The organism is Mesorhizobium sp. M1A.F.Ca.ET.072.01.1.1, from assembly GCF_004023325.1.
GTDB lineage: Bacteria > Pseudomonadota > Alphaproteobacteria > Rhizobiales > Rhizobiaceae > Mesorhizobium.
Map to the genome: position 1 here is coordinate 1 of NZ_RZSF01000517.1, position 3,197 is coordinate 3,197.

At 64.6% G+C, this 3,197-nt stretch carries 3 protein-coding genes and 1 pseudogene; all 4 read left to right on the plus strand.

The features are described from left to right. A pseudogene (locus EOA32_RS35400) lies at positions 1-430 on the plus strand (amino acid deaminase); the annotation flags it as partial. A 34-nt stretch (positions 431-464) separates the two neighbouring features. Next, complete coding sequence (locus EOA32_RS35405) at positions 465-809, plus strand: RidA family protein (RefSeq protein ID WP_067000282.1); 345 nt, start codon at positions 465-467, stop codon at positions 807-809. Positions 810-818: 9 nt separating this feature from the next. Further along, positions 819-1,829: a succinylglutamate desuccinylase/aspartoacylase family protein gene (locus tag EOA32_RS35410; protein WP_128374167.1), complete on the plus strand. Its 1,011-nt coding sequence runs from the start codon at positions 819-821 to the stop codon at positions 1,827-1,829. A gap of 36 nt (positions 1,830-1,865) precedes the next feature. Further along, positions 1,866-3,044, plus strand: coding sequence for a hypothetical protein (locus EOA32_RS35415; protein WP_128374168.1), 1,179 nt, complete (start codon positions 1,866-1,868; stop codon positions 3,042-3,044). The last annotated feature ends 153 nt before the right edge of the window (positions 3,045-3,197 follow it).

The window sequence follows — 3,197 nt, forward strand, 5'->3', positions numbered from 1 at the left end:
CTATGACCGATCGCTTGGCGCGGTCGACAGCCGCAGCGGTTTCGAGCTCGGCGGCGCCACCGCCTCGGCGCGCAATTCTTTCCGTCCGGTCCTGCGTGTCTGGGCCGAAGTGCTTTCGCGGCCGGAACCTGATCTCGCCATTTGCGGCATGGGCATGCGCGACGTCTCCTTCGACCAGGGTTTCCCCAAGCCGCTCAGGGTGTATCGTTCGGGCGAGCCGCTGCCCGCTTCACCTGAGAAATCACAGGTAATCAAGCTCAACGATCAGCATGCCTTTCTGGCGCTCCAGCCTGGCGACGACATCGCGGTCGGCGACGTCATCGAATTCGGCATTTCGCATCCCTGCACCTGCCTCGACCGCTATCGCGTTCTTTTCGGCGTGGATGCGACCGGTCGTGTGGCCCATGCCATTCCGACCTATTTCGGCTGACCAGGCCTCCAAAAAGAACTCGAAAGGATCCGAGATGATCAAATACTTCCAGTCCGGCTCTCGCATGTCACAGGCCGTGGTGTATGGCGGCATGGTGCATATAGCCGGCCAGGTCGCCAACGACCGCAAGGGGGGCATCGAAGCGCAGACCAGCGATGTTCTGGCCAAAGTCGAGGCGCTGCTGCATGAGGCCGGCAGCAGCAAGTCGAAGCTCGTGGCGGTCAACATCTTCCTGCCGCAGATCGGCGATTTCGACGCGATGAACAAGATCTACGATGCCTGGGTGGATCCCGAGCGCCTGCCGGCACGCGCCTGCGTCGAAGCGCGTCTGGCCGACCCGGACCTGCGCATCGAAGTCACCGCCGTCGCGGCCGTCTGAGAGGACAGCATGCATACCGGCCTTGTCCACACGCTCGATTTTGACCGCGAAGGCAAAACGCTCGGCTATCTCAGCATTCCGTTCTCGGTCGACCGCTCTCCCTATTTCCAGGTCAAGGTACCGATCTGCACCATTCGCAACGGGAAGGGTCCCTCACTGCTGCTGATGGCTGGCAACCACGGCGACGAGTATGAGGGCGAGCTGTCGCTGGCCAAGCTGATCCGCCGGCTCGATCCGGCCGCAATCAGCGGTCGCATCACAATCCTGCCGATGGCGAATGCGCCGGCGGTTATGGCCGCCAAGCGCTGCTCGCCGCTGGACGGCGGCAACCTCAACCGCGCGTTCCCGGGCGATCCGTCGGGCACGCCGACCAGTCGGCTCGCCCATTTCCTGGAAACGGAACTGTTTCCCCGTCACGATGTCGTCTTCGACATCCATTCGGGCGGCACCTCGATGGAGCATCTGCCGACGGCGCTGGTCGAGCGCAATGCCGATGCCGAGCGCCATCGGCGGGGTGTCGAGCTGATGCGCGCGCTCGGGATGCCGTTCGGCTTCGTCGCAGACAACGGCCAGGCCTCGCCGACCTCGATGGGTGCCGCGCGCCGGGCGGGCGCCATCGGCGTCAGCGGCGAATTCGGCGGCGGCGGAACCGCCACCGTCAATTCAATGACGCTTACCGCTCGCGCGCTCGATCGCCTGATGGTCGAGCTGGGCGTGGTCGCGGCGCCGGTGCTCACATCGGACGCAGAGCCGGCGAAGCCGACGCGGTTGCTTTCGCTGTCGAGGCACAGCCAGGGCATCTACTCGACGCGGCGCGGCTGGTTCGAGCCTGCGGTCCGCCTCGGCGACAGCGTCAGTACTGGCCAGCTGGCGGGATGGTATCACGATCTCGAACGGCTGGAGCTTGCCGAGGAGGCGATGCGTTTCTCCGAAAGCGGCATTGTGCTGTCGCGCCGGCTGCACACCATGTGCGAGGCGGGCGACTGCCTGATGCAAGTGGCCGAGCCGGTCGAAGGCTGACGCCGGCCCGGAAGGGACGAAGAACCGAGGATGAGCATGCAGCTTTCGATGTGGACCTATCCCTGGGACATTCAGGATCTCGGCCTGGAGACGGTCGAGCGCGATATTGTCCAGCGCGCCGGCCTCAACATGATCAGCCTGGCCACCTCCTATCATGCCGGTCGCTTCCTGCAGCCGCGTAGCCCGTGGCGAAAAGCCTATTTTCCAGAGGATGGCACCATCTATTTCAAGCCGTCAGCGGCGCGATGGGCCGACCTCGCCATCCAGCCCAAGGTCGCGGATGTGATCAGCGAAGGCGGCGACGTGCTTGGCCAACTCGTCCGCCGGCGGGAACAGGGCGGTCCCGGGGTCTCTTGCTGGACGGTGTGCCTGCACAACACCCGCCTCGGCATGCTTCATCCCGAGGCGGTCACTCGCAACGCCTTCGGCGATCCCAACTATTACAATCTCTGTCCCTCGCATCCCGACGCGCGCGCCTATGTCCGGGCGCTGGTTGCGGACATCTCGCACGGCTACAAACCGGACAGGATCGAACTCGAAAGCCCTTCCTTCATGGGATTTGCCCATGGATACCATCACGAGAAGGACGGCGTCGGCCCGACGCCCGAGGAGGACTTCCTGCTGTCACTGTGCTTCTGTCCGTCCTGTGTCGATCGCGCGGCTAAAGCCGGCGTCCACGGCGAGCGGGCGCGAGCGCTCGGCGGGCAATGGATCGTCGCGACCTGCGAGCGCGCAGTGCCGGAGCGGCGCTTCCCCGGTTTTCCAGCGGGCGGACTCGAAGTTTTCGGGCCGTGGCCGGAGCTACACGCCTATCTGGTCTGGCGCTTCGAGCCGGTGACCAGTCTGGTCGCCGAGCTGCGCGAGGTGGCGCATCCGGTCACCAAGGTCCTCATCATCGACCTCAAGGAAGGCTGGCTGGGTGGCTGCGATCTGGCGGCTGTCGGCAAGGTCTGCGACGGGGCGATCCTGTGCGCCTATGACATGCAGGCCGAGGATGTCGCAAGCCTGGTGACGGACGGCCGCGCCGCGCTCGGCGCCGGCAAATTTCTCGGCACCGGCTACCGGCTTTTTTACCCGGAAATGGCGGGTCCGCAGTTGCTAGCGGCGAAGGTCAGCCCGGCGCGGAAAACTGATGTCGATGGCATCAATTTCTATAATTACGGGCTGGTGCCGGCAGCGCGGCTGGATTGGGTGAAGGCCGCGCTCTCGGCCTGAGCCGCCGCCGGCTTAAAATACCCTCACGCCAACCGACATTGTTGCAAAACGGTCATATCGGCAGGGGAACCTGCCAGGATCGCTTGCGTTCCTGAGTCTGTTTGCGCCTTCCGAGGCCAGGAGGCGTGTTTCGGCTCCAACGGGGGAGAATTT